Genomic DNA, 25,465 nt, shown 5'->3' on the forward strand with positions numbered 1-25,465 from the left:
TAAAAATTAACTTCCTGCTTGTTCAGTTGTAAAGCTAAACTCTGCCGAAATTTCGTTAGATATTGTATCTAAAGTTTCTTGAGTTATATCCCAAAAACCATTTCCTTCCATTAATGAATCTGTATAAAAAAGCACTTCGTCTTTAGATAAGTAAGGTGCATTTGTTCCTGGCTTTCTTGTAAATTGTAAGCTATAAACAAAACCATATCCTTCAGATAAGCTATGAAATGCAGAAGCCCAATCTGAACCTAAATCTGCTTTTCCTTGTTGTAAATAGTATACTGCTCTTATTGCAATAATTTCAGAAATTTTTTCTTTTATAATATTTGCTTGTGCATCACGTAGCTCGTAATTTTTAGCAACAATTGCAGCACGACCTAATTTAAAAGCATTGTAAATTTCCATTGCAATACCTGCAAAGTCTTCGTCTCCTTCTACTCTAGATAAGTATTTATTTAAAAAGTTATCTGCGCCTAAAACTGGTACTGCTGGGTTTGCTTCGTTACCGTATAAGTAACCATAAGCTTCATCCCATTTATGCTCCATTGTAGTATAGTTGCTATCGCCATCTAATACATCTGCATCATTATTTGTTCTATTATCACCTGCATCTAAAACTGCTGGGCTTAAATAGTTATTTACTATTTGGTCTACCATTAATGCACCTATTAAACCTTTTGCGAATGCTTGGTTATATTCTAAACCTTTTTCGCTTACGTATCTTGTAGAACCACCACCAGCTTCTTGAATAGAACCTGCAACTCCTGCGCTTGCGTCTGTATCCCAATTAGGAAATACAGTGTTTACTTGTTCTTCTATAAAAAAATCAAATGTTGCTTTAATTGTAGCAGCATCTGTTGTATTTGCAGCATAATAATCTGTAGAAGCAGCTGTTTTACTTCTTACACTTTTATTTGATGCATTTAAGGCAGCATCACTAAAATCGTTTGCGCCTTCTTGATGAGCAAACATATTATCTAAAATAGTTTCAGTATTTGCAGTATCTAATAAGCCAGAAACAATTTCCTGAGCCATTTGTATACGTGTTGTTTGACCACTAAAGCTCACTGTTGTGTTGCCATCTCTTTCAAAAACATAAGTATCTGGAGCTGATACATTATTTGTTTCAATTATAACACTTGTGTCATCATCACTTGAACAAGATGATAATGTTATTGTTGCTAAAGCTGCAAAACCTAATACTAGTTTATTCATTTCTAATAAAATTATTTTATTTATTATTATTTAGACTAATTACAAATAGAACTGTAATTTGATTGCAAAAATAGAACTGAAAAATAGTTTACGCAAGTTTATTTAGATTAAATTTAAATAAAGATTATGAAATTAATGTAGTTTACTGAAAAACAATTAAATGCAATTTATATTTAACAAATACAAATTGTAATTTAAATCTAGATTAGTGGTATTTAGAGAAGATTTTAGTAGCTTCATTATAACTACTTTCAAAACACATAGCATTTAGATTGTGTGCTTTTTTAGTTGTTAAATACGATAGTACTTTTTCGGTTGGCATATTACCTGTTAAATCGTCTTTAGCCATTGGACAACCACCAAAACCTTGTATTGCGCCATCAAAACGGCGACATCCAGCTTTGTATGCTGCATCTACTTTTTCAAACCAAGTGGTTGGAGTTGTGTGTAAGTGTGCGCCAAACTCAATGTCTTTATATTGTGGAATTAAATTAGAGAATAAATAATCTATATTTTCTGGATTAGATGTACCAACAGTATCACTAAGTGAAAGTATTTTAACGCCCATTTTACTTAAACGTTCTGTCCACTCTCCTACTATATCGACATTCCAAGGATCACCATACGGATTTCCAAAACCCATAGAAATATAAACAACCACCTCTTTATTAGCTTGGTCTGCTCTATTTAAGATCTCTTGTAGCGTAACAATAGATTGCGCGATAGTTTTATGCGTGTTACGCATTTGAAAATTCTCGGAAATTGAAAACGGATAACCTAAATAATCTATTTCTGGATGTGTACAAGCATCATTTGCACCACGCGTATTGGCTATTATAGATAATAATTTACTTGTTGTTTTACTTAAGTCTAACTGCGCTAAAACTTCGGCAGTATCTACCATTTGCGGTATTGCTTTTGGTGATACAAAACTTCCAAAATCGATAGTATCAAAACCAACACGAAGTAAAGATTGTATGTATTGTACTTTCTTTTCGGTTGGAATAAAATCTTTAATGCCTTGCATGGCATCTCTTGGACATTCTATAACTTTTACGTGGTTTGACATGTATTAATTCAATTTCAGTATAAAAATAGGCTATTTTTTTGAGAAAAATATAAAAATCGCAATACCAACAAACACAACTATTTGTAACCACTTTAAAATCAAACCTATATTTTTATGAGATTTTAAATAGGTAGAAATTGAGCCTGCTAAAATGGCGACTAAAGAGAATATTACAAACGACGTTGCCATAAACAGAAAACCAAGTATATAAAACTGTTTTACAGTACTAAGTGTTTCAGAAAACAAAAAACCAGGAAAGAAAGCTAAAAAGAAAATAGAAACCTTTGGGTTTAACACGTTCATTATAACACCTTGTTTAAACAGTTGCCACATACTTTTTTTAGGAACTGCCGTGTCGTTTAATTCTACTTTTGCATCACTTTTGTAAACTTTAAATGCTAAGTATAAAAGATAGGCTGCACCTAAACATTTTATTATAAAAAATAATATATCGTTTTCTTTTATAATGGCCGATACTCCAAAGGCAACTAAAGTTGTATGCACTAAACATCCAGAAATTAATCCACAAACTGTGGCCAAACCGTACTTTGTACCGTTAACAATACTTTGCATTAATACATATATATTGTCTGGTCCTGGAGATATGGCTAATGCCGAAGTTGCTATAACAAATGCTAAAAGTGTTTCGTAATTCAAATTTAAAATTTTGAGCTAAAAATAATATTTTATTACAGTCTGACACTGTTTCTGTAAGTTTTATATTGAAAAAACGACTGTTATTAAAACACTTATCTTTTTTGAATATGAAAAACTTTACCTTCTTAAATTTTATTTTATTTACAGTTGTTCTTCTATTCAGCAGTAATAGTAATGCACAAAGTACCGCTATTTACGATGTTACGTTTAATAGCACATGGAACGCAACAGAGCACACATCTATTCCTGCAAACGATCACTTTTCTAATCTTGTTGGTGCAACGCATAAAAATGAAAACGAATATTTTCAATTAGGGCAAAATGCTTCAGTAGGAATAAAAGATATGGCAGAATTAGGAAATAATACTGCATTAATGAATGAGGTTCAAAACTCATCGAATACAAAGGAATGGTTTAACACTTCATTTTCACCAAATAATGCAGAGTTTGGTTCGGCTACTATTTCTAATATTGAAGTTGATGAAGAACACCATTTACTTACACTTGTGTCTATGATTGCGCCAAGTCCAGATTGGTTTATTGCTGTAAATAGTATTGATTTAAGAAACGATACCAATACCAATTGGAAACCTACTTTTACTATAGATGTTTTTGTTTACGATGCTGGTACAGATAGTGGTAGCAATTACAATTCGGCAGATGCGCCAACAAATCCGCAAGTTGCAATTTCTATGATTAATGGATCGCCTTTTAACGGCAATAAAGTAGGTGAATTAACAGTAACTTTTAAATCTTCAACACTTAGCACAGGTGAATTTCAACAAGAAGAAAACTTAAAGGTTTTTCCAAATCCGTCAAGCGGAATAATAAACATTTCAAGCAATAATAATTTAAGTACAATTCAAGTTTACAATATTCTTGGTAGTAAAGTTAAAGACTTAAACGTAGCGAATAGAAACAGTATTTTTCAACTTAATTTTTCAGATTTAAATAAAGGTGTGTATTTACTTAAACTTAATAGTAGTAACGGAAACTCTAAAACCCAAAAACTAATTTTACAATAACGCTTTATTTATTTGTTTTACTAGCGATGGACCTTCGTAAATAAAGCCTGTATATATTTGAACTAAGTCTGCTCCTGCTTCAATTTTCTCTAAAGCATCTTTTGCAGAGTGTATTCCGCCAACACCAATTATTGGAAACGCTTTGTTACTTTTTTGAGATAGATATTTTATAACCTGAGTAGATTTTTCTTTAATTGGTTGCCCGCTTAAACCGCCGTTTCCTATTTCGGCTAACCTTTTATCTGTAGCTTTTAAACCTGTTCTATCTGTAGAAGTATTACTGGCAATAACACCATCTAAACTTGTTTCTTGTACTAGTTCCACAATTTCGTCTAATTGACCGTTGTTTAAATCTGGAGCAATTTTTAATACAATTGGTTTTTGAGTTTTAAAAGTAGTATTTGCTTTTTGCACAGTACCAATAAGTTCTAACAAATAATCTTTGTCATTTAATTTTGCATGACTACCAACATTTGGGCAACTTACATTAAGCACAAAGTAATCTACATAAGGATGTAAAGCATTAAAACATTCCAGATAATCTTTAGTATAATCTTCTGGTTTTGTTTGCGTGTTTTTACCAATATTACCACCAATAATAAGTTTTCCTTTATTCTTTTTTAATTGAGAAATAGCAGCATCAAGACCTTCGTTATTAAAACCCATTCTGTTTATAATACCTTTATCGTCTTTTAACCTAAACAAACGCTTTTTAGGATTCCCAACTTGACCTTTAGGTGTTACTGTACCTATTTCTATAAAGCCAAAACCAAAGTTTGCAAGTTCATTATACAATACAGCATTTTTATCGAAACCTGCTGCTAAACCTACTGGATTTTTAAAGGTTAAACCAAAGAGTTTGCGTTCTAGTTTAGCATCTTCTACCACATATAAACTTCTATAAAGTGAAGCCATACCTGGTATCTTACAAGTAAATTTTATTAACGAAAATGTAAAGTGATGAACCTTTTCTGGATCGAAAAGAAAAAATAGTGGGCGTAGTAGTGCTTTGTACATGTAGTAATGTTTGCACAAAAGTAATTCTTATTAAAAAAATGAGCAATGTAAAAGCTTAAAAAAACTTAATAATTGTATTTTTACATCATTAAATTTTTAGTTAACTATTAAAAAAACTCCTACTAGAATAGGAAATAGATATGATTTCAAAACAAGATATAATAAAACGCTTTGTAGGATATGTAACTGTAGATACAGAATCTGATCCAGAAAGCGACACAACGCCAAGTACAGCAAAGCAATGGGATTTAGCAAATGCTTTAGTAGAAGAGCTTAAAGCTATTGGTATGAGCGATGTTACTATAGACGAAAATGCTTACATAATGGCAACTTTACCTAGTAATGTAGAGCATGATGTACCAACTATTGGTTTTATTTCGCATTTTGATACCACTCCAGATTTTACTGGTGCTAATGTAAAACCTCAAATTATTGAGAGTTACGATGGTAAAGACATTATACTTAACGAAGCTGAAAACATTGTTTTATCTCCAGATTATTTTGAAGATTTACTACTATATAAAGGTCAAACTTTAATTACAACAGATGGTACAACGCTTTTAGGCGCAGATGATAAAGCGGGAATTACAGAAATAGTTTCTGCAATGGAGTACTTAATTGCTAATCCGCAAATTAAGCACGGTACTATAAAAGTTGGTTTTACACCAGATGAAGAAATTGGTCGTGGTGCACATAAATTTGATGTAGAAAAGTTTGGAGCCGATTGGGCTTACACAATGGATGGTAGCCAAATTGGAGAATTAGAATACGAGAATTTTAATGCTGCCGGAGCTAAAGTTCGTGTAAAAGGAAAAATTGTGCATCCAGGTTATGCTAAAGGTAAAATGGTAAATTCCATGTACATCGCTACAGAGTTTATAAACTCGCTACCACGTATGGAAACACCAGAACATACTGAAGGTTATGAAGGTTTTTTCCACTTATACTCTATTAATGGAGAAGTTGAAGATACCGTTATGCAATATATAATTCGTGATCACGATCGTGAGCATTTTGAAGCACGAAAAGAAGTCATGCAAAAAATTACCAACGAAATTAATACACAATACGGAAAAGAAGTAATTGAGATTGAAATAAAAGATCAATACTTTAATATGAAAGAAAAAGTAGAGCCCGTAATGCACATTGTAGATATCGCTGAAGAAGCAATGAAACAATTAGACATTAAGCCATTAATTAAAGCTATTCGTGGTGGAACCGATGGTTCTCAACTAAGTTATATGGGTTTACCTTGTCCAAACATATTTGCTGGCGGACATAATTTTCACGGTCGTTACGAGTACGTACCAGTAGAAAGTATGATAAAGGCTACTGAAGTTATTTGTAAAATCGCAGAATTAACCGCAGAAAAAAAATAATATTACTTTAAAAACCAATTACTGTAGTATTGTGTATACAATGATAATGCTACAGTAATTGGTTTTTTTTTTTAAGAAGTCTAATAATTACGCTTTATTATAGGCTTCTACAAAACGCTTTGCTTTTTTATTTCCGTTATTAAATTCTAAAGATTTTTTAAAATTATTAAAAGCATTTAAACTGTCACCAATTTTTAAATAAGCATCTCCCAAACTATCGTAAACATTATCGCTTTCAGGATATAAAGCAGCGTTAATTTTTAAAACTTCAATAGCATCTTTATAATTTTCATCGCGCATTAATTTATAACCATATTTATTAAAGTGATACTCGTTTATATAAACACTGGTAGAATCTTCTTTTTGTATTGCTAAGTAGCCCTTTAAAGCTTCAGTATAATTTTTATTTTTTAAATGTACACTTGGTACATTAAAATTTTCTGGCATCTTTTTGTAATCGTATGCAATTTTATTGTCGTCTTCGGTAACATCTGTTAAATACATTGTATTAGTTTCAGGATGTTTTATAAATCGTAACTTTTTATTCATTTCTACACTAGTAAAAGTGTTTTGATCTATTGCTATTGGTCTTACATCTACGCCACGCCATAATACAGAAATTTCGTTTTTATCGTTATATGAAACCTCAATCGTTTCGTCTAAACTATATAAATATGTGCCTTCGGTTTTTGCTTTAAATTCTGGAGTATAATTTACAGTATTTGAACAGCTAATAATTAAAAATACGAATAGTAAAAATGAATATTTCATGAGATAAAATGGTTTTTATAGCTAATATTTTAGTTGGTTTTTAATTTTAAGGCATAAAAAAACGCCTCATTATAAATGAGACGTTTAATTTTAATATTTGTTACTTATTATTGTAAAAAAGCGTTCTGAATTATTTTACAGCCATTAATTCTACATCAAAAATTAAGTTTGCGTTTGGAGGTATTACTCCACCAGCACCTTGAGCACCATAAGCTAAGTTACTTGGTATTACAAAACGTGCTTTATCTCCAACGTTTAATAAAGCAACACCTTCATCCCATCCTGGAATTACTTGTCCCATTCCTAAAGCAAAATCAATAGGAGCATTACGCTTATAAGAAGAATCGAAAACGGTACCATCTGTTAATGTTCCTTTATAGTGTACAGATACTGTTTTACCTTTTTCTGCTTTAGCACCATCTCCTTTTTGAACAATTTGGTAACGTAAACCACTTTCTGTTTGGTCAAAACCTGCAGAATATTTATCTAATTCTGCTGCAATTGCAGCCTTTTCTTCTGCTAACCTTTTTTCGCGAGCACCTTCAAATGTTCTAAAAGCTTCAATAGCATTAAAGTTTTCTGCAGCTTCACCAACTCTAATTATTTCTAGAGTTTCAATTTCATCACCTTGAGCAATAGCATTTACAACATCTTGTCCTTCTACTACGTTTCCAAAAACGGTATGGTTACCATCTAACCAATCTGTAGCGATGTGAGTAATAAAAAATTGACTTCCGTTAGTTCCTGGTCCTGCATTTGCCATAGATAATATTCCAGGTCCAGAGTGTTTTAAATCTGGGTGAAATTCATCGTCAAACTTATAACCTGGGTTACCTGTTCCTGTTCCTTGTGGACAACCACCTTGAATCATGAAATCTTCAATAACTCTATGAAATTTTAATCCATCATAATAAGGAGTACCTTGAGGTTTTGCAGAGTTTTCCATGTTACCTTCTGCTAAAGCCACGAAGTTACCTACTGTTCCAGGTGTTTTTTCAAATTCTAAATTAACTAAAATTGTACCTTTATTGGTATTAAATTTTGCGTATAATCCGTCTTGCATTGTCTTGTTTTTTAATGAGCTGCAAAGATATGAAGAACTTAAAAGCTTTATGTAATCACTAAGGAGTTTTTTTATTCTTTTGTTTTATATTTATTAGATTTGAACCTATTTTAAAACAAACTATGGGATTTATAAATAAGCTTTTTGGTAACACGAAAACAGAAAATAATACGACTGAAGATTTAAATTATATTAATAGTATTTTAGAATTTAGTAAAGATGCGCCATTAGGTACATCTAAACAAAATCTTATTTATGTTGGGTACAGTGAATTAGGTGGTTACTATTATGTGCAAACTTATATTATAGGAAAGCTAAAAGTAAAAACTAAAACGGGTGCTACACTTAAAATTGTTGGTGATAATTATACTTTAAATTTAAAATCTGATATGGATGAGTTTGAATCGGAACCTGCCGATAGGTTTAAGGGTTACGTAACTAATGTAGATTTTGAAATAGAAAAAGACGCTGTAGAAAAAATATCTAGAAGTACTATAAAAGAATTGGTGTTTACTACAAAAAAAGAAAACATAGTATTTTCTAAGTTTGAAGCAAACACCAATAAAAGTTAATATACTTATATTTAGTTAGCGACTTCGCTAATAAACTTTATGCGGTATAGCCTAAGTTCTTCATCATCATAATCGCCATCAAACTCGTCTATTGCAACGTCTATTTTATCGGTTTCAGACTCCATGAAGTAATCGTGTAATTCTTCTTGTTGGTCTTCATCTAATAAATCATCAATCCAATAATTTATGTTTAGTTTGGTACCAGAATAAACAATGGCTTCCATTTCTTTAATAAAATCACCCATTTCCATGCCTTTGGCAGAAGAAATATCTGTTAACGGTAATTTTCTATCTACATTTTGAATAATGTATAGCTTTAAACTAGAATTAGTACCGGTAGATTTTACTATAAAATCATCTGGTCTATCAATATCATTTTCTTCAACATACTTATCTATTAAAGCAACAAAATCTTTTCCGTATTTTTTTGCTTTACCTTCTCCAACTCCATGAACATTGCTTAACTCTGCTATAGATACAGGATATTTTAAAGCCATGTCTTCTAATGATGGGTCTTGAAAAATCACAAAAGGAGGAACACCTAATTTTTTAGCATTCTTTTTTCGTAAATCTTTAAGCATTTTCATTAAAGTATCGTCTACTACTGCTCCACCACCTTTTTCTGCTGTAATAATATGATCATCATGATTTTCATCGTATGTATGATCCTCGGTCATCATAAAAGATATTGGACTTTCTAAAAAGGCTTTCCCTTTTTCTGTAATTTTTACTACACCATAAGTTTCGATATCCTTTTTTAAATACCCAGCAACTATTACTTGACGTAATAATGCCATCCAGAAAGATTTTGGATGATGTTTTCCGTTTCCAAAAAATGGTTGTGCATCTGTCTTATGTGAGGTTATCATGGCATTTGGTTTACCGGTAATAACACTTACTAAATCTTTAGACTTATATTTTTCGTTAGTTAATTTTACTGTTTCTATTACTAACTTAGCTTCATCTTTAGCTTCACTTTGTTTTTTTGGATGACGCATATTATCATCCATATCGCCACCATCGCCTGTTTCGGTATCAAATTCTTCTCCAAAATAATGAAGTATAAATTTTCTTCGCGACATAGAAGTTTCACAAAATGCTACTACTTCTTGTAATAAAGCATGACCAATTTCTTGTTCGGCTACAGGTTTACCAGACATGAATTTTTCTAATTTCTCAATATCTTTATAAGAGTAGTAAGCTAAACAATGGCCTTCACCACCATCTCTACCTGCACGACCAGTTTCCTGATAATAGCTTTCTATACTTTTTGGTATATCGTGATGTATTACAAACCTTACATCTGGTTTGTCTATACCCATACCAAATGCTATAGTAGCTACAACAACATCTATGTCTTCCATTAAAAACATATCTTGGTGTTTAGCTCTAGTTTTTGCATCTAATCCGGCATGATATGGTACGGCTTTTATACCGTTTACTTGTAAAACTTGTGCTAACTCTTCTACACGTTTACGGCTTAAACAGTAAACTATGCCTGTTTTACCTGAATTTTGTTTTACAAACCTTATAATATCACTATCTACCGTTTTTGTTTTTGGGCGTACTTCATAATATAAATTAGGTCTATTAAAAGAGGCCTTAAAAGTGTTTGCATCTGTCATGCGAAGATTTTTAAGTATATCTTCTTGAACCTTTGGTGTTGCAGTTGCTGTTAAACCTATAATAGGTATATTATCTCCAATACGTTGTATTATGGTTCTCAGGTTACGGTATTCTGGCCTAAAGTCATGTCCCCATTCACTAATACAGTGCGCTTCGTCTACTGCCATGAATGATATTTTTACACCACGTAAAAACTCAACGTTTTCTTCTTTTGTCAAGGATTCTGGTGCCACATATAACAACTTGGTAATACCGTTTGTAATGTCTTCCTTAACCTGTTTAACTTCTGTTTTGTTTAAGGATGAATTAAGTACATGCGCAATACCGTGCTCGTCTGAAACGCCACGAATTGCATCAACTTGATTTTTCATTAATGCTATTAAAGGAGATACAACTATTGCTGTACCTTCTTGCATTAAGGCTGGTAATTGGTAGCATAAGGATTTACCACCACCTGTTGGCATGATAACGAAAGTATTTTTTTTATCTAAAATACTCTCAATTACTTTTTCCTGTAAACCTTTGAATTCGCTAAATCCAAAATGTTTTTTTAGCGCAGCTTGAATTTCACTCTTCACTATTAATCTAAGGGATTAGTTATTTTACACATTTTCTCTCTTTTATTTTAATGACATTTAATTTAATCAACAAACAGTAGTAATTTTTTAAATCTCTTTTTTTAGAAACAAGTTAATGTTCCTCTTAATTTTTCGCTAAATTTGCATCAGCATTAAATTACTTAATTAAAGTCATTTGCACAATATTTTAAAGATAACAAATCTTTTTAAAACAAGACTACCAAAAAAATGATAAATTTTGAATACTAAAGAATCTATTATAAAATTAGCTAAAGAAACCATCACTTTAGAAAGCGAATCTATTAAAAATTTAACCGCTTTACTTGACAATGACTTCCCTGATACTGTGGAGCTTATATACAAATCTAAAGGTCGTGTTATTATTACTGGAATTGGAAAAAGCGCTATAATTGCTACAAAAATTGTTGCTACCTTAAATTCTACTGGTACACCGGCTGTTTTTATGCATGCGGCAGATGCTATTCATGGTGATTTAGGCTTAATTTTAGAAGATGATGTTGTTATTTGTATTTCTAAAAGTGGAAACACACCTGAAATTAAAGTTTTAGTTCCTTTAATTAAGAATGCAAAAAATAAAATGATTGCCATTACTGGTAATAAAGATTCTTTTTTAGGACAACAAGCTGATTTCGTTTTAAACGCATTTGTACAAAAAGAAGCTTGCCCTAATAATTTAGCGCCAACTACCAGTACAACTGCACAACTTGTAATTGGTGATGCTTTAGCAGTTTGTTTACTTGAACTTCGAGGATTTTCTAGTAAAGATTTTGCTAAATACCATCCTGGCGGCGCTTTAGGTAAAAAACTATATTTAAGAGTTCATGATTTATCTTCTGTTAATAACAAACCTCAAGTAGCTCCAGACACAAACGTAAAGCAAGTTATTATTCAAATCTCTGAGAGTATGTTAGGTGTAACTGCAGTTGTAGAAAACAACAATATTGTAGGTATTATTACAGATGGTGATTTAAGACGTATGCTTACAAAAGTTGATGATTTCTCTAAACTTACGGCAAGAGATATTATGAGCAATAACCCTAAACGTATTGCAGAAGATGCTATGGCTGTAGATGCCATGGAAATTATGGAAAATAATGGCATTTCTCAATTATTGGTTGAGCATGATGGTAAATATGCTGGTGTAGTACACATTCATAATTTAATTAAAGAAGGCATTTTATAATGGCAAGTAAAAATGTAAACGAGATGTCTTTTCTTGATCATCTTGAGGATTTAAGATGGCATTTAATTAGAATATTTATTGCTATTGTACTATGTGGTACTGTGGCTTTTATATTTGGCACTTTTATTTTTGATAATATTATTATGTGGCCAAAAAAAATGTCGTTTCCTACTTACCAATGGCTTTGTAATTTATCTACTTTTTTTGGTATTAACGACACTACTTTTTGCCAAGCAGAGTTCCCTTTTATTATTCAAAATAGAACTATGGCCGGACAATTTTCGGCACATATTTGGACATCTGTTTATTCTGGATTTATTTTAGCATTCCCATATATTATCTATCAATTATGGCACTTTATAAGTCCTGGAATGAAAGATAACGAACGTAAAAGCTCTAGAGGTTTTATAATAATATCATCTATACTTTTCTTTATTGGAGTACTCTTTGGGTATTTTATAATTATACCTTTATCTATAAACTTTTTAGCAAACTATAATGTTAGTGCCGAAATTTTAAACGAAATAGATATTAGTTCATACATCTCACTAATAAGATCTTCATCCTTAGCTGCAGGTTTTGTATTCGAGCTTCCTATAGTAATATTCTTCTTAACCAAAGTTGGTTTAGTAACACCAGAAATTTTAAAAAAATATAGAAAGTTTGCACTTGTTTTAGTGCTTATTCTTTCTGCTATAATAACGCCACCAGATATTGCAAGTCAAATTATTGTGGCTATACCAATACTTATCCTTTACCAAGTAAGTATTTACATTTCGAGGATAGTAGTAAATAAACAGAAAAAGAAAGAAAATAAAGAAACAAAAGATGTCAGAGTTAGTTAAAGAATTCAACGATTATCGCTCTAAAATGAACGATAAAATATTAGCAGATAACAATAAAATTATAAAGCGCATTTTTAATCTAGATACTAACGCTTTTGCAGAAGGTGCTCTAGATGTTGCCACTAAAGAGTTATTAGGTTTAGTAGCCTCAATGGTTTTAAGATGTGACGATTGTGTAAAATACCATTTAGAAGCGTGTTATAAAAACAATATTTCTAAAGAAAAAGTAGTTGAAACATTAAGTATTGCAATGCTTATAGGCGGAACAATAGTTATACCTCACTTACGTAGAGCTTACGAATACTGGGATGCTTTAGAACAAACTAATAACTAAATACCAAAGTTAAATTTTAGCTAAACAGAATCTCATTTATTTCTAGTTTACTATTTTTAGCACATAATACTTAATTATGAAATTAAAAGCCGAACATTTAATGAAGTCCTATAACGGACGAAAAGTTGTAAAAGACGTTTCTCTTGAAGTTAATACTGGAGAAATTGTTGGTTTATTAGGCCCAAATGGAGCCGGAAAAACCACTTCTTTTTATATGATTGTTGGTTTAATAAAACCTAACGGCGGTAGCATTCATTTAGAAGGTACAAATATTACTAAATACCCAATGTATAAACGTGCACAAAGCGGCATTGGGTACTTAGCTCAAGAAGCTTCTGTTTTTAGAAAGTTAAGTATTGAAGATAATATTTTAAGTGTTTTACAATTAACTAAATTAAGTAAGAAAGAGCAATTACATAAAATGGAATCGCTTATTGAAGAATTTAGTTTAGGTCACATTAGAAAAAACCGTGGCGATTTATTATCTGGTGGAGAACGTAGAAGAACCGAAATTGCTCGAGCTCTAGCAACCGATCCTAATTTTATTTTATTAGATGAACCTTTTGCCGGTGTAGATCCTGTTGCGGTAGAAGATATCCAGCGTATTATTGCACGCTTGGCGAAAAAAAATATTGGTATTCTTATTACCGATCATAACGTACAAGAAACTTTAGCTATTACAGATAGAACCTATTTAATGTTTGAAGGTGGTATTTTAAAAGCAGGTGTTCCTGAAGATCTTGCTGCCGATGAAATGGTACGAAAAGTATATTTAGGACAAAATTTTGAACTACGTAAAACTAAGATTGATTTTTAATTTTTTTTTTAGAGCTAGTACTATACTAAAAACTACTAAGCTATGTATAAATACATTAATAAGCATATAGCCTAGACTGCTACTAAAGTTTAGTGCATAAAAAGGTAAATTTCTGCCGAGTAAATTAATAGGAAAACTTATAATAGCTACTATTAAATTAGAAAACCGCGTTAATTCTAAAGCTCCAATTTTTGAGCTATTTGCATAAAATAAAACGTCTAATAAGACTATACTAATCTCCAGAATAAATACTAAAATATAAATTTTAAAAAATAATTTATATTTCATTTTTATTTTCAAGAGTATTTTCTCTTTCTGCAAGTAATTTCTTCTGGTAGCGACCTTGTACTATGTCAATAACAACTAATACAGCAATTACAAAATAAAATGTTGTTTTACTCATTGGTACAATTTCTTCTCCAAATAATTTTAAATGTGCTAAATGCCCACCTTCGGTAATAAGCATTATACCAACTATAAATAATATAAATAAGCCTAATACTTCGTACATTCTATTTTTAGCTAAAAACACAGATATTTTATCTGCCATAAGCAGCATTAACAATCCACTAGCTACAATTGCGATTGCCATAACAATAAATGCAGTAGTTGCATTTTCAATTTCACTTGTTAAACCAATAGCCGCTAAAATAGAATCGAAAGAAAAAACTAAATTCATAATTACAATACTTGTAATAACAGCACTTGCAGATTTGCTTCTTTTAGAGTCACCTTCAACGTCATAATCTAAATCTTTAAGCGAAATCATATGCCAAATCTCTTTAATAGCTGTATAAATAATAAAAGCGCCACCAGCTAACACTATTATACTATGCCCATTAAACGAAAATTTAATAACATCTTCAATACCTCCAGTAAGCCAAGAAAATGGTTCTTGAAAAAAACCAATAATCCTTACTAAAACAAATAATAAAACAATTCTTAATACAATAGCGATTAAAATTCCTTTTTTTCTAACACCCTTTTGTTTGTCTAATGGTGCTTTTTTAGACTCTAAAGAGATGTACAATAAGTTATCAAATCCTAATACAGCTTGCAAAGCAACAAGCATTAAAAGTGTAAAAATAATTCCAGCCATTGATTTTAATTTTGGTTATTTTGAATTAATGAGAGTATGATATATAATAAAATAATTATTGGTATTCCTGCAAAGTGAAGTACAATTAATAATACCAAACTTAATAATATAAAAACATAGCGTAAAGCATTGTTTTTAAACGTAAAGTCTTTAAATTTTAAAGCAAACAGTTTTATATTTGAATTTAATAAATAACAACTTAAAAGTGTTAATGCTATTAAAAACCATTGATTTAATATTATAGCATTTATAGCATCACTATGTTGAAACTCCATTATTAAAGGCAAAGACATAATTAATAATGTATTTGCCGGTGTTGGTAAACCTTTAAAATAGGTTTGTTGCTCTTCATCTACATTAAATTTAGCTAATCTATAGGCAGAAGCTAATGTTACAAATAAACCAATTATTGGTATCCAAGCCATAGAGAAACCAGACCAATGTAAAGACCATTCGCTAGAAGCAGACATTGCAGGAGCATCTACAGCTAAGGCTATTAATTTATAAAGTATAATTCCTGGCACTAAACCACTTGTAACCATATCTGCTAAAGAGTCTAATTGTAAACCAATAGCACTTTGCGCGTTTAATTTTCTTGCCAAAAGACCATCAAAAAAATCAAAAAAGATTCCTAAAAACACAAATAATGCTGCTGTTACAAAATGATTATTAACAGCAAATAAAACAGCTATGCAGCCGCATAGTAAATTTAATAGTGTTATAAAATTTGGAATAAAGTTTTTTATTTGCATTGGTTAGTTTTTTGTAAAAATAACAAAGTATTTCAAATAAGAAATACGATACATACAATATACTTTTTAATTTCAAGTTTAATGTATACCAAAACAACTAAATTCTAAGCTTTTAAAGTATTTTAATAGTATAAACATTAATAAAGTTCGAAGTAAAAAAGTGACTAAAACTATTTGTTTTGAGTAAATAGAAAAATTATACCATCTTTGTAAAAAAATTGCAATTGAAACTACTACTTACGCTTGTTTTTTCTATAGTGTCTTTATCGCTATTTAGCCAAACTAAATATTCTAACGAATTTATGAATATTGGTGTAGACGCAGCCGCTTTAGGCATGAGTAATGCCGTTGTTGCAAATACAAACGATGTTAATTCTGGATACTGGAATCCTGCTGGATTAGTAAATTTAGAAGATAGCCAAATTGCTTTAATGCACTCAAGTTATTTTGCTAATATTGCTAATTACGATTATATCGCTTTTGCAAAACCGCTTGATGATCGCAGTGCATTAGGTGTATCTGTAATTCGTTTTGCTGTAGATGACATTTTAGATACCACACAATTAATTGATGATGAAGGTAATGTAAATTACGACCGTATTAGCTTATTCTCTACTGCAGACTATGGCGTTACAGTTTCATACTCAAGACGGTTACCAGTTCAAGGTTTTAGTTATGGTGTAAACGCCAAAGTTATACGTCGTATAATTGGAGATTTTGCCAATTCTTGGGGATTTGGTTTAGATGCTGCCATACAATTTGAAACGCAAAACAATTGGAAATTTGGCATAATGGCTCGAGATATTACTACAACATTTAATGCATGGAGTTATGATGAAGAAGCTTTTGAACGTGTTAGAAATGCTGTTGAAGGTCAAAATCAAGAATTACCAGAAAGTACAGAGATAACTATACCAAAATTACAAGTAGGTGTTTCTAAAAGTTACGTATTTAATTATGATTATTCGCTAAGAGCAGAGTTAGATTTAAATGTACGTTTTGAAGAAAACAACGATATAATTTCTACTTCATTCGCTAGTATAAATCCAGCATTTGGTTTTGAGTTTGGTTATATTAATATGATATATTTACGTGGAGGTATTGGGAATTTTCAAAACGAATTACAAATAGACAATACTAGCGAGAACTTAACATTTCAGCCTAGTTTAGGTCTAGGTTTTAAATACAAAGGCATACATGTAGATTATGCTTTTACAGATATTGGCGACCAAAGTGTTGCTTTATATTCTAACGTTTTTTCTGTAAAATTAGATTTCAGTATCTTTAGATAGTATTCTAAAAAATTATGAAACAATTTCTCCTAGCCACTACTATATTTTTAAGTTTTTTTTCTTTTTCTCAAACTCCAATAATTACTAACAATACAGAAATTAGTATTATTACAATTGGTCCAGGAAACTTATTAAATGATTCATTTGGCCACAACGGCTTTAGAGTAAAAAATGAGTATACAGATGTGATTTATGATTACGGACGCTATAATTTTAAAGACCCCAATTTTTATTTAAACTTTGCACAAGGAAAGCTAAAATATTTAATGGGAAAAGCCCGTAGTAGTGATGTTATTGCTTTTTACAAAAGCCAAGATAGAACTATAAAAGAACAAGTTTTAAATATAGATAAAACTGAAAAACAAAAACTCTGGAGTTATTTAATAAATAATAATAAACCTGAAAACCAAGCCTATTTATACGATTTTTTTTATGATAATTGTGCTACTAAAATTCGTGATGTTTTAGAGGAAACCTTAAATGGAAACATCACTTATAAAAACCCAGAAAATTATTCGCAAGAAACCTTTAGAACATTAATACAAAATAACTTACACTGGAATAATTGGGGTAGTTTTGGTATTAATCTTGCCTTAGGATCTGTAATAGACCAAAAAGCAACTCCTAGAGAATATATGTTTTTGCCAGAAAATATTTTTAATTTTTATGAGCTAGCAACATTTAAAAAAAATAACACGCCAGTTGTAAAACAATCTAAAGTACTATACCTGTCTACTTACAACAAAGAAAACAACATGTTTTTATTTAGTCCATTATTAATTTTAAGTCTTTTAAGCACGTTAATTATTTGGCTTACTTATAGGGATTATAAAAACAGTACTAGAAATAAATGGCTTGATATTTTTATACAATCTATTACAGGAATTATAGGTGTTTTACTCGTATTACTTTGGTTTGCTACAGATCATACAGCAACCCAAAACAACTATAATTTACTTTGGGCTTTTCCTTTAGGTATTATAGCAGCTTTTCAAGCTTTCAAAAAAACACCAAATACATGGTATTTAGGTTATTTAAAATTATTAATTATAATGCTTTGTTTAATGACTTTACATTGGGTAATAGGAGTACAACGTTTTGCTATTACTTTAATACCAATTTTAATTGCATTATGTATTAGGTATATATTTTTAATTGGTTTTTATAAATTACAAAAAGTAAAATAATTTATAAAATTACTGTCCTCGAAAGAAAATTACAGTACTTAATGTTTTAATAATAATATTAAAATCCATTAAAAAACTTCGATGTTTTATATAAAACAAATCGTATTGCAATTTCTCCATACTATCGTCAATACTAGAACCGTATCTTGATTTTACTTGTGCCCAACCAGTTAAGCCTGGTTTTACAATATGTCTTGTATTATAAAACGGAATAACTTGAGACAACTCATTAACAAAAACTGGGCGTTCTGGTCTTGGACCAATAATACTCATATCACCTTTTATAATATTTATTAACTGTGGCAACTCATCAATACGCGAAGTCCTTAAAAAACGACCAAAAGTTGTTATTCTGGTATCGTTTTTTTTTGCCCATACAGCACCATCTTTCTCGGCATTAATAATCATACTTCTAAACTTATAAATTTTAAAAGGTTTTCCGTTTTTACCTATTCGCTCTTGGATATAAAATAACGGACCTCTATTACCTATTAAATTACCAATTAATAGTATTGGTAAAATTAAAACTGAAAAGCATAAACCAATAAAAGATAATACCAAATCAAAAATACGCCTATAAGTTAAATACAGTTTATTTTTATTATTACGGCTAAACGGAAAATATTTATAAAAATCCTTACCAACAAATTGTACTGGTACACGGTAAGACATATCTTCATAAACCTGAGTATATTCTTTTATAGGAAATCCACGTTCTAAAAGCGTTATTAAATCTACATAAATTGAAGGTGCAATAGTTTCAGAGTTATTACTAGCAATTACAATTTCAGATATATGTTCTTTTGCTAAAACATCGTAAATATTTGATGCATCAAATTCTTTTATTCCTTTATATTTTATATTATCTTCTTGAGATATTTCACAATTTATAAATCCAATAATTTGATAATTTGGATCTACATTTTTAAAAGCTCCAACAATGCTTTCAATATTAGATATCTCTCCAACTAATAACGCTCGTTTGTAAAACCTTGGTGAAGATATTAAGGTAATATATGCAAACCTCCATATTAATAAAGGCAATAAAATAGCAAGAAAAAAATACAATATCTGTATTCTGTTCTCTGGCAATGTTGGTGTAAAAAACGGTGTTAGTAAATACACTAAAACCGTGGTAGATGTTGTTAGTAAAATAGAACTTGTAATAGACTCTATTCTACTTGATTTTTTAAGATCATAAAGTTCAAAAATGGTCCCAAAACCTATTATGTAAATGATAAGTAGTATTAACCAGTGCCAATTATACTCGTCTATTTTAAAATAATCAAAATCTGTAAAATAGTTAAACCCATATAATGCTACACCTACTGAAATAAGATCAAAAATTCGCAATAAAACTTTGCGTTCTGAAATTTCAAAATGAATATTTTTTTTGGCCATAGATTATTTATAAGGTCGCCTTAAAGATAATAAGTTAAATGTTTTTTAAACCAATGTTGCTTTCCAAAGTTTTTTAATTGATTGCCATTTATAAGTTTCTGCAGTATTTCTAGCTTCTTTAACAATAGCCAACCTATTACTTTTATATGTTTTTAAATTTATAATTGCTTCTATAAATAACTTATAATTATTAGGTTCTACCAAAAGTGCATTTTTATTATTTTCTAAGAAATAAGGTAAACCACCAACATTAGTAGATATAACAGGTAATCCTAAAGCCATAGCCTCAATTACACTTATTGGCATATTATCAAAATTTGTTGTGTTTATAAATATATTATGGTTTTTAGAACGTTTAACCCATTCATTTTTAGATAACTTTCCAGTGAATTCGACTTCTAATCCTAAGGATTTTGCATAGTTTTTAGTCTCTAATAAACTACCATCGTTATCTGGACCAACCATACATAAGCTGCTTGAAATATTATTTTCTTGTAAGTGATTTAGAACATCTATAGCTAATTTTGGATTATATAATTTTGAAAATGAACGCACCCATAATAATTTAACTTTAGAAATTTCTCTTTCTTGAAACGGATAATTATCAATTTCAATAGTATTTGGTATACATTTAATATTACTATAACCTTGATTTTTAAAAGCTTCTGCTATATAACCTGAAGGTGCAATATTTAAATAGGCTTTTTTAAATATTGTGCGACTTAATTTAGGGTTATTTATTAATCGGTTAGGTAAATTTCCTCCATGTAGGATTGGTAAGTATTTTAAATTAAACAATTTGCAGCATTTAGAACATAAATATGCATAGTAGAAGTTTTGAGTACTATAAGTATCTATTAAAACATAGTCTATCCATTTTGCATACCTAATAATACTATACAGCATATGTAATAAACGTAACCATTTATTCTTTTTAGACGAAACTGCTTTAACGCTAAAACCTTCTTGTGCTAATAGGTTACTTAACGTATCGATAGTTGTAACCGTTTTACCCTTTTGAGATAGCTTGTTTCCTATGTATAAGAGGTTTTTCATATTTTATAGAGAGCAAGCATAAACTATAAATAAATGCTGGTGCTGCAATTCGCATTGACGAATGATTAATTGTTAAAAACCAAAATAGGAAAAAAGAATAGAAAAAAAAGTTAGATTTATCTCTTATTCTTTGAACCAGTGGTGTTAGAAATAATATACTAAAAGCAAAAAGTCCAAATATACCATGTTCAGATAATATGCGACTCATTTCATTATGTGAAGCCGCTAAAACGCCTGTTTTTTCTAACCTATATTCTTTAGATTTTCCTACGCCTATTCCAAAGATTGGATTTTCTAAAAAGGCATTAAACTCTAATGATAATAGCGCTGTTCGTCCTGTAGAAATATCTTCTTTTTCTCGACCTAAAGCATCTTCATTGTTATAACGTTTATCTATAAACCCATCGGTTTCTATAGATGAAATCGCCCATATAGAAACACCTATAATTATAAATAGTGAGGTTAAAAACGTAATTCTTTTTCTGTTTTTACTATTCGATTTTTTAAAATACATTAAAATAAAAAAAACAATCATTATTATAGCCACAAAAACACCGCCACGACTAAACGTAACTATTGCTCTAAAAGACATTAGTGCTAATATTACAATATTTACTGTTTTAAATAATTTATAAGGCGCTTTAGAGAAAAACCTAACGGTTAAAACAAACATACCTAAACCTAATACTGTCGCTACTTGATTAGGACCAAAACCACCCGATGTTTCAAAGTTTGAACCAGTACTAGTAATAACTTCCCTTACACTGGGATTAAAGACAAATAAATAGGTTGTAGTTGTAATTAATGGTAAAACTATATAAAATAATAATTTTTGAAAATTAGAGTAGCTTATACTTTTTTTATAACAAAAAATCGAGGCAACACCCAAACAAAAAGGACCACTTAAATTAAAGGCAATTGCTTTTCGTATTACCGTGTCACTTCCTATATTAAAACCAGCAACAAAAATACCAGGAACTAGAAGTAATATAAATAGTACATAAACAAAACTTTTTTGAGAAATTCTTGTGCTTACAATACCTACTACAGAAAAGAAAATAACCATATACTTTGAAGCTTCATAGAGTATGCTTCCGCCAGTCATTCGAATAAAAACCTCTGCTCCTATCACATATGCACAAGCTAATAAAATTTGAAATGTTCGCTCTTTAGTTGGTGCATTTATAATTTTTAAAAAAAAATATGAAAAAATACCAATGAGATATATATTTGAAATAACAGGAAACAAATAAATAACAAATGCAATTATTATGTGTAGCGTAATTAACTTTATGTCTTGTATAAAATTCACTGTTATAATAAACTTTTTTTATAAATTATAGTTAATTGCTCTATAGCTTGGCTAGCCGAAAAATGTTTTAAAATATGTTTATTAAAATTAGCAGCTACTACTTTTGAGTGTTTTGGGTTTGCAATAATGTCTTGAATTGCAACTGCTAATAATTCGCTGTTTTTTGCAGGTACCAATTTACCCAACTTACCATCTAAAATAACTTCTGCACAATCACCTACATTTGTTACAACTACAGGTAAACCTGCCAAACCATATTCTAAAAGTGCTACTGGTAAACCTTCAGATTTGGATGATAATATACCAATATTACCTTGTCGTAATACATTTAAACTGTCTGGCACACTTCCATACAAAAACACCTCTTTACTAATATTTAAAGTTTTAATTTTATGTTCTATAGACTTTGCGTAGTCATCATTAAAATTTTTACCTACTAAATGCAAAGTCCAATCTGGATTATTTTTCAAAACAATAGAAAAAGCTTCTATTGCATTTAACAAATCTTTGTCTGGTCTTAAATTTGCTAAACAAATAATTCTCTTTCTAGATTTACCTAAAAGTTTTGTTTTTTCAACAGATTTGTTTTCAATTACAAAATTTTTTAAATAACTAATGTTTTTACAATATAAATTTTCTTGAGCCCAAGTTACTAAATTGTGATTAACACAAACTATATGAAAGAAGTATTTAGAACATTGCTTTAAAACCTTATTATTTATGCCTGTAATATTAGCTCTATTCCCATAATGGTCATGCCATACGATGCGAACCTTTTTATTTAAAATTTTAATTAGTGTTGCTAAAAAATAAGAGCTTGAATGTGCATGAATAATATCTATTCCTTCAGTTTTAATAAAGTTATGTAATCTTGAAATCGCACTAATATCTAAACTAGATTTTTTCTTTAAAAAAAGATAAGACACTTTATTGTCAAGGCTTTCCTTTAAAAAACCTTCCTCTCTTGTAGCGCATAGGTAGGATTTATTTGTAGTCTCACTCAATGTATTTGCTAGCGAAACCGCAATTCGTTCTGCGCCACCTGCGTGTAAAGAGTCTATTAATTGTAATACTTTCAATTATGAAGATTTTAGTAATTTAGAAATTTCTGCTTCAAATGTATCTAAGGTAAAATTTTGCGACCATTTTAATGCGTTATTAGACATTTGTTTTAAATTAGATTCGTTTTCTAAAAAAGTTTTAATTACCAAAACAGCTTGATTCACATCGGGCTCAATTAAAACACCTCTGTTACCATAATCTAACATATATGGCACGCATGAGATTTTTGTTACAATAGGAATACAACCAAAAAACATAGCTTCTGCAATAGCTTTTGGCCAACCTTCAGATTGTGATGGTAAAATTGAAAAATGCGAGCTTTTAATTGCTTTTTCAATTATATCTTTTTTTTGATTGCCATGAAACGTCACAATATGCTCTAAATTGTTTTTTTTAACGTATGCTTTTAAACTTGTATTTAAAACACCATCGCCATACAGATTTAAAGTTACATTACATTTTCGTTTATATAAAGCTTCTAAAATCTGAATGGCTAATAATGGGCGTTTTCCATTTACTAAACTTCCTACGAAAATAAATTTCAGTGTGTTTTTATAATTTCTTTCTGGAACGTTTTCTTTTTCCGAATTTTTAAATGTTGCCGTAAAAAACGACTTTATATTTTTAGTTTGATTTTTCCATTCGCCATACACTAAAACAGTCATGTTTTTTGTCCAATTGGTATTCATTAATATTCGCTTTTGAATGCGATAGCTTAATGGTTGACTGGCTTTAGGATCCCAATTACCAGCATACTTAGCTGTTTTTATTTTTTTTGGAAAAAAAACTTGAACCAAACAGCCTAACAATCCAATATTTCCTGGACAACGCAAATGAATATGGTCTGCTTGTAAACAGGCTTTAAAAAGGACTATTAAAATATATGGAAGTTTAAATAAAGATTTAAAACCGTGTGATACATTTGTAAAGTTTAAACGTGGTATACGCTTTAAATTTAAATTATTATGTTTATACGATAAATCTATAGCTGTTAATGCCTCATTGGTAACTGGTGCAACCACAGTAACGGTATCTACATATTTTAACCATAAATTCATTTCACGAACATAAGGTGCATAACTATACAGCTCATTTTGAGTCGTTTTGTGTAGTGCATGAGATATAATTAAAAAATGCATTAGTTGTGTTTTGGTGCATTAAAAAATAAAGAAAACCATCCTACTATTCTTCCTAAACTTTCGGTTAAAGCTTCTTTTCTATTTGGAGTGTTAACTATATTTAAAAGTCTAATTTTAGTTAATAATATAGCTGTTGCATGCCACTTTAAACGAGCTTTAAAATTAGGGTTTTTATATTTTACGCGCCATACATACCAACCGTTTCTAACTACCATTTTACCATATTTAAATTTATTTGGCCGGCCAGAGGCATCATGATAATGCGCTAATTTAGCATTTGTATTTATATATAACTTGCCTAATTTGGCAATACGTAAACTAAAATCTGCATCTTCATATAAACCATAACCTTGAAAATAAGTTGAAAAAGATAATGTTTTAAAAACTTCTTTTTTATATGATGAAACACCGCCCATAATTTGTTCTACAGCATATATTTTTCCTGAAGGCGGTAAAAAACTAACAGACCTACCATGAGAAAACGTTGGCATACAACCAGGATTGGCATCTGGTAATAGACCAAATAATTTTCGTATTTTAAATCGTAATGGCTCTAGGCGTTGCCAACCATCATAATAAAAATTGGAAGCTTCATGTGTTTCTACTTCTTTTTTCCAATGAACTTCGTTGGTTATATAACCGCCAACTGCTAAAGCTTCTGGTTTCAATTTATAGGTAGATATTAGTGCTTCAAAATAGTTGGTTTCAAGTATAATATCATCATCTAAAAAACAAATAATTTCTGATGTTGAACTTACCTTATTTATTCCAAAATTACGCTGTTTGGTTAAGCCTCTTTTAGACTCATCAACCTTATAATATTTTAAATTTTTAAAAGCATTATTTTTAATGACTTCAGAAGTATTATTATTTGTAGAACCATCTACAATAATAATTTCGTTTGGATATAAGGTTTGCATTTTTACCGACTCTAGCAATTGCAAAAGTGGTTTTGGCCGCATGTAAGTACAAACTATTAAGGTGAAAATCATT

24 protein-coding genes are annotated in these 25,465 nt (G+C 30.1%); 9 read left to right on the forward strand and 15 right to left on the reverse strand.

Annotated elements, in window-relative coordinates; genetic code table 11:
* Positions 1–6: 6 nt before the first annotated feature.
* From BM549_RS06350 to BM549_RS06360, 3 genes are all read right to left on the reverse strand, one after another.
* Positions 7–1,215 carry a DUF4856 domain-containing protein gene (locus BM549_RS06350; protein ID WP_290469499.1) on the reverse strand — a complete coding sequence of 403 codons (1,209 nt, stop codon included), beginning with the start codon at positions 1,213–1,215 and terminating at the stop codon, positions 7–9.
* A 205-nt stretch (positions 1,216–1,420) separates the two neighbouring features.
* Positions 1,421–2,284, reverse strand: coding sequence for a hydroxymethylglutaryl-CoA lyase (locus tag BM549_RS06355; RefSeq protein ID WP_290469500.1), 864 nt, complete (start codon positions 2,282–2,284; stop codon positions 1,421–1,423).
* Positions 2,285–2,314: 30 nt separating this feature from the next.
* Complete coding sequence (locus BM549_RS06360; RefSeq protein ID WP_290469501.1) at positions 2,315–2,941, reverse strand: LysE family translocator; 627 nt, start codon at positions 2,939–2,941, stop codon at positions 2,315–2,317.
* 107 nt (positions 2,942–3,048) lie between these two features.
* On the opposite strand from BM549_RS06360, the gene BM549_RS06365 reads away from it, so the two are divergent.
* Positions 3,049–3,966, forward strand: a complete 918-nt coding sequence (locus BM549_RS06365) for a spondin domain-containing protein (RefSeq protein ID WP_290469502.1) — start codon at positions 3,049–3,051, stop codon at positions 3,964–3,966.
* Here the strand turns inward: BM549_RS06365 and BM549_RS06370 are convergent.
* Entirely contained in the window at positions 3,958–4,983 is a 1,026-nt protein-coding gene (locus tag BM549_RS06370) for a quinone-dependent dihydroorotate dehydrogenase (protein WP_290469503.1), read from the reverse strand. The two genes, BM549_RS06365 and BM549_RS06370, sit on opposite strands and share 9 nt — an antisense overlap.
* 140 nt (positions 4,984–5,123) lie before the next feature.
* Between BM549_RS06370 and pepT the strand changes: the two genes are divergently transcribed.
* Positions 5,124–6,362 (forward strand): peptidase T, encoded by a 1,239-nt coding sequence (gene pepT, locus BM549_RS06375; protein WP_290469504.1) that lies wholly within the window; start codon positions 5,124–5,126, stop codon positions 6,360–6,362.
* A gap of 87 nt (positions 6,363–6,449) precedes the next feature.
* On the opposite strand, the gene BM549_RS06380 is transcribed toward pepT, so the two are convergent.
* The gene (locus BM549_RS06380) at positions 6,450–7,133 is read right to left on the reverse strand and encodes a tetratricopeptide repeat protein (RefSeq protein WP_290469505.1); all 684 of its coding nucleotides are present in this window, start codon (positions 7,131–7,133) and stop codon (positions 6,450–6,452) included.
* Between the two features lie 130 nt (positions 7,134–7,263).
* Positions 7,264–8,196 carry a peptidylprolyl isomerase gene (locus BM549_RS06385; RefSeq protein WP_013868726.1) on the reverse strand — a complete coding sequence of 311 codons (933 nt, stop codon included), beginning with the start codon at positions 8,194–8,196 and terminating at the stop codon, positions 7,264–7,266.
* A gap of 122 nt (positions 8,197–8,318) precedes the next feature.
* Here BM549_RS06385 and BM549_RS06390 point away from each other — a divergent pair, with 122 nt between their 5' ends.
* Positions 8,319–8,768 (forward strand): hypothetical protein, encoded by a 450-nt coding sequence (locus BM549_RS06390; protein WP_013868727.1) that lies wholly within the window; start codon positions 8,319–8,321, stop codon positions 8,766–8,768.
* 11 nt (positions 8,769–8,779) lie between these two features.
* Here the strand turns inward: BM549_RS06390 and BM549_RS06395 are convergent, their stop codons facing one another.
* Entirely contained in the window at positions 8,780–10,972 is a 2,193-nt protein-coding gene (locus BM549_RS06395) for an ATP-dependent DNA helicase RecQ (protein WP_290469506.1), read from the reverse strand.
* A 238-nt stretch (positions 10,973–11,210) separates the two neighbouring features.
* On the opposite strand from BM549_RS06395, the gene BM549_RS06400 reads away from it, so the two are divergent.
* From BM549_RS06400 to lptB, 4 genes are all read left to right on the forward strand, one after another.
* Positions 11,211–12,176 (forward strand): KpsF/GutQ family sugar-phosphate isomerase, encoded by a 966-nt coding sequence (locus tag BM549_RS06400; RefSeq protein ID WP_290469507.1) that lies wholly within the window; start codon positions 11,211–11,213, stop codon positions 12,174–12,176.
* A complete protein-coding gene (tatC, locus tag BM549_RS06405; protein WP_290469508.1) occupies positions 12,176–13,021 on the forward strand; it encodes a twin-arginine translocase subunit TatC in 846 nt (281 codons plus the stop codon). Before BM549_RS06400 ends, tatC begins: the two co-directional genes overlap by 1 nt.
* Complete coding sequence (locus BM549_RS06410; protein ID WP_290469509.1) at positions 13,005–13,355, forward strand: carboxymuconolactone decarboxylase family protein; 351 nt, start codon at positions 13,005–13,007, stop codon at positions 13,353–13,355. The genes tatC and BM549_RS06410 overlap by 17 nt, the downstream gene beginning before the upstream one ends.
* Positions 13,356–13,431: 76 nt before the next feature.
* Positions 13,432–14,172, forward strand: coding sequence for an LPS export ABC transporter ATP-binding protein (gene lptB / locus BM549_RS06415; protein ID WP_290469510.1), 741 nt, complete (start codon positions 13,432–13,434; stop codon positions 14,170–14,172).
* A gap of 277 nt (positions 14,173–14,449) precedes the next feature.
* Here lptB and BM549_RS06420 read toward each other — a convergent pair whose 3' ends face one another.
* Both BM549_RS06420 and BM549_RS06425 read right to left on the reverse strand, forming a co-directional pair.
* Positions 14,450–15,271 (reverse strand): tellurium resistance protein TerC, encoded by an 822-nt coding sequence (locus BM549_RS06420; protein WP_290469511.1) that lies wholly within the window; start codon positions 15,269–15,271, stop codon positions 14,450–14,452.
* 5 nt (positions 15,272–15,276) lie between these two features.
* Positions 15,277–16,023, reverse strand: coding sequence for a CDP-alcohol phosphatidyltransferase family protein (locus BM549_RS06425; protein WP_290469512.1), 747 nt, complete (start codon positions 16,021–16,023; stop codon positions 15,277–15,279).
* A 224-nt stretch (positions 16,024–16,247) separates the two neighbouring features.
* On the opposite strand from BM549_RS06425, the gene BM549_RS06430 reads away from it, so the two are divergent.
* Positions 16,248–17,315: a PorV/PorQ family protein gene (locus tag BM549_RS06430; RefSeq protein WP_290469513.1), complete on the forward strand. Its 1,068-nt coding sequence runs from the start codon at positions 16,248–16,250 to the stop codon at positions 17,313–17,315.
* 14 nt (positions 17,316–17,329) lie between these two features.
* Positions 17,330–18,502 (forward strand): DUF4105 domain-containing protein, encoded by a 1,173-nt coding sequence (locus BM549_RS06435; RefSeq protein ID WP_290469514.1) that lies wholly within the window; start codon positions 17,330–17,332, stop codon positions 18,500–18,502.
* A 9-nt stretch (positions 18,503–18,511) separates the two neighbouring features.
* On the opposite strand, the gene BM549_RS06440 is transcribed toward BM549_RS06435, so the two are convergent.
* Genes BM549_RS06440 through BM549_RS06465 form a run of 6 tightly spaced genes read right to left on the reverse strand, consistent with a single transcriptional unit; the run spans position 18,512 to position 25,464 of the window.
* Complete coding sequence (locus tag BM549_RS06440) at positions 18,512–19,903, reverse strand: sugar transferase (RefSeq protein WP_290469515.1); 1,392 nt, start codon at positions 19,901–19,903, stop codon at positions 18,512–18,514.
* 45 nt (positions 19,904–19,948) lie between these two features.
* The gene (locus tag BM549_RS06445; RefSeq protein WP_290469516.1) at positions 19,949–20,959 is read right to left on the reverse strand and encodes a glycosyltransferase family 4 protein; all 1,011 of its coding nucleotides are present in this window, start codon (positions 20,957–20,959) and stop codon (positions 19,949–19,951) included.
* The gene (locus BM549_RS06450; protein WP_290469517.1) at positions 20,913–22,271 is read right to left on the reverse strand and encodes an O-antigen ligase; all 1,359 of its coding nucleotides are present in this window, start codon (positions 22,269–22,271) and stop codon (positions 20,913–20,915) included. Before BM549_RS06450 ends, BM549_RS06445 begins: the two co-directional genes overlap by 47 nt.
* 2 nt (positions 22,272–22,273) lie before the next feature.
* Positions 22,274–23,350: a glycosyltransferase gene (locus BM549_RS06455; RefSeq protein ID WP_290469518.1), complete on the reverse strand. Its 1,077-nt coding sequence runs from the start codon at positions 23,348–23,350 to the stop codon at positions 22,274–22,276.
* Positions 23,351–24,472, reverse strand: a complete 1,122-nt coding sequence (locus BM549_RS06460; protein ID WP_290469519.1) for a glycosyltransferase — start codon at positions 24,470–24,472, stop codon at positions 23,351–23,353.
* Positions 24,472–25,464, reverse strand: a complete 993-nt coding sequence (locus BM549_RS06465) for a glycosyltransferase family 2 protein (protein ID WP_290469520.1) — start codon at positions 25,462–25,464, stop codon at positions 24,472–24,474. The genes BM549_RS06460 and BM549_RS06465 overlap by 1 nt, the downstream gene beginning before the upstream one ends.
* Position 25,465: the final 1 nt, after the last annotated feature.

The sequence above is a fragment of the Lacinutrix sp. MedPE-SW genome (assembly GCF_001874145.1).
Classification (GTDB): domain Bacteria; phylum Bacteroidota; class Bacteroidia; order Flavobacteriales; family Flavobacteriaceae; genus Lacinutrix.